Raw genomic sequence first — 2596 nt, 5'->3', positions numbered from 1 at the left:
CGAGCAACAAATCGTCCGTTGCGAGCGGCCACAGAGGCAGCCACAACTGCTCCCAGTCCCCACTGAGAGATCCCCCGCTCATATCCATGCGTGACACCCTCACACGCAAGATCAATTTTTTATGTAGGACACGCCAACCAAGTCAGATGTTTCGGCGACTCCTCTGGGAAAACACACTTCCGTCCTACCCGGACCACCCTGTTCTTCGTGGTCGCAGCTTTAGTGCATGAGGTGTGTAGGGATCTTGATTTGTGGTCGATCGGAACCAGGGCCGGTGGAGTGGCACGAGACCGTTCGTATGGCCGGGACTGCGGAAGGTCGGCCGGGTACGGCTCATGGGTGCGGCAGAACTTCTCGATCCGAGTAGTTGGTGAGCACCCCTTTGGGCCGGCCCTTCCCGGGTGTCAGAACTTCTGCAAGAGGTGTGTCCCGATTTTTGGCAGGAAGAAATGATCCGCGGGAAGGCCGGCACGCTGCCACATAGATGAGTGTCCGGCCCGCAGGGGGTGGGGCCGGACACTCGATGATGATCTTTCCAGACTGGGTCGCCTGGGGCAGCCAACGAGCGTGATGTGCGGGGCCGCGGAGAGTGGTCAACCGCCGAACTTGATGCGGATCAATTCTTGGACGACTTCGTTCAGGGCGATTCGCGTGCAGTGGCGAAACAAGAACGCCAACGATCGGATCGCGAGTTGCTGGACCGCCTCCTTGCGTGAGGGTCGCGGTTCGGGAGCAGGCGAGGAGCAGGCGGAGCAAGTCATGGGTGCCTCCTTGGGGCAACCGGAGACCGTCGAGGCGCAGCCGCGACCGAATCCGGGCATGAAAAAACCCCCGGACCTCTGGTGCGGGGGTTGGTATGGACGGAGTGAGGGAAGCGGCCGCGTAGACGCCCTAGAACGGGTCAGGCCGACGCAACCCGAAGGGTTGGCCGGCCATAGGTTCGGAGGTCTTAATCGCGGACGAAAGAGCATGACGCTTGCACGAGCGGGCGGAGCTCGGGCTGGCGTGGAAATAACAAAGGCCCGGGTCCAAAGGAACCACCGGGCCTGATTTTGGGTGCACGAGGTACACCAGGGGTCGATCTTACAGATAACAGGACAAGGCGCGCAAGTGCGACATGCTTCGTGCATTCGCGTCACCTCCTCAGGGGCAAAACGAGGTTCTGCCGCGCCACCGCTTCGCGGTGGCTTGCCATCGATCGAACAGAAGCTGACTAAGGCAGTCGCCGGGCGTGATGAATTGCGGCCTGGAGCGGCTCGTCGGCGCCGACTAAAGCTCGCCCAGCGTCTGCCAGAGAGTCGATCACTTCGCGTACTGAGTCTTCGGTCTCAGCATCGAGGGTGTCGGCATCAAGCATGTCCACCAGCTCCGCTAGAGCACGTAGCTCGGTATGTACAGCAGTCAGTTGGGTCTGCATTGCAGTGATGCGGGCCGATATGGCGTCGTTCATGCCATAGCTCCCTCAGTCTTGGACTGCTCGGTCTTACGGGCGTGATGCAGGATCGTCCCTACTCCACCGACCGACATACCTACCTCCACCGCGATCTCACGCAGCTTCATCCCGCTCGCACGGAGTTCGAGTACTCGCTTCCGACGTTCGGCTGCTCGAGCTTCGTATGAAGCTCGAGGCTCCGCGATGATGCGCCGCACCGTGCGTGGGGACGCACCGATTCGTTCCGCCACTTCGCGAGCTGTGCGGGTTCGCCTGGCCGGCGTCTCAGCTCCCATCGGTCGCCTCCTTCCTCACGAGGTCATGGTCGTACTTCGTTGCACGGCGACGATTGGCCTCGCGCTTCTTCTCCGTCATCTTGCGTCCGCGAGCGGATTGGATAGCGACGAAGGTGGCTTCGTAAACCGCAGGGCCATCGGCCCACATGCGGGACTTGGTGACGATCCAGCGGTGAATGCTGGCTGCGATAGCTCGTACTTCGCTTACCGGCAAAGGCTCGGAGAAGGCAGCGTTAAGGTCTGCGGCTTCGACCTGAATCGCTTTCTCTAAACCTTCGGGATCTCCCCAATGACAACGTAATTCGCGGTATGCCCAAGTGCGTGCCGTCTCGAAGAGCATGCAATTACGTCCGAGTCCGACTGGGTTTTCGCGACGACGTTTGCTCTGCCGCCACCGCGGTGGCGGCATGTGCTTTCCGAGGTCATGTTCGAGATCTGCCAGCGATCGAGTCTCGGCGTGGATCCAGTGTGTGTCCCAGGCCGAGTGAGTCGGGTTCTTCGTCATCAACCCCGAATAGGCGGCATCGCCATCGACAGCTCGGCGCAGCCCTTCGTTCACCGCTGCGGCATAAGCAAGTGGCTTACGCCTGGCGTACTCGGTGCGTGTGAAAGGTTCGGCCAATGCCCACACCGCATGTGCGTGTCCATTGCGCGGGTTTTCCACGATCGCGTTCGGCAAGGGATGATTGCCGGCGGCAGACAGGGCTCGCAGTGCCGCGTCTGGATGATCGACATCGACAACGAGAAGATTGCTCAGCGCCTGCGGATTGGCCTCAAGGTATCGCCGATCGAGCGCATCCTGGCGAGACATCCGGTAGACCCCGAGCAACAAATCGTCCGTTGCGAGCGGCCACAGAGGCAGCCACAA

General features: G+C 61.0%; 3 protein-coding genes. All 3 read right to left on the bottom strand.

Translation table 11 applies throughout. The features are described 5' to 3' along the window. Nucleotides 1-1213: 1213 nt before the first annotated feature. A complete protein-coding gene (locus QR64_RS01870; RefSeq protein WP_039583818.1) occupies nucleotides 1214-1450 on the bottom strand; it encodes a hypothetical protein in 237 nt (78 codons plus the stop codon). Continuing rightward, nucleotides 1447-1728 (bottom strand): sigma factor-like helix-turn-helix DNA-binding protein, encoded by a 282-nt coding sequence (locus QR64_RS28545; RefSeq protein ID WP_084222259.1) that lies wholly within the window; start codon nucleotides 1726-1728, stop codon nucleotides 1447-1449. Before QR64_RS28545 ends, QR64_RS01870 begins: the two co-directional genes overlap by 4 nt. Continuing rightward, nucleotides 1718-2596 (bottom strand): replication initiation protein (locus QR64_RS01865; RefSeq protein WP_039583817.1); only part of this gene is annotated, 879 nt, incomplete at its 5' end. The genes QR64_RS28545 and QR64_RS01865, both read right to left, overlap by 11 nt.

The organism is Rhodococcus sp. Chr-9 (genome assembly GCF_000801125.1).
Classification (GTDB): Bacteria; Actinomycetota; Actinomycetes; order Mycobacteriales; family Mycobacteriaceae; genus Rhodococcus; species Rhodococcus pyridinivorans.
Note: the sequence above shows the minus strand (reverse complement) of the source record. Positions and strands in the feature narration are given on the sequence as shown.

What these genes read in the sequence shown, in the direction of transcription:
- QR64_RS01870 (WP_039583818.1), bottom strand. Translation starts at nt 1,450, where the DNA reads ATGAACGACGCCATATCGGCCCGCATCACTGCAATGCAGACCCAACTG.
- QR64_RS28545 (WP_084222259.1), bottom strand. Translation starts at nt 1,728, where the DNA reads ATGGGAGCTGAGACGCCGGCCAGGCGAACCCGCACAGCTCGCGAAGTG.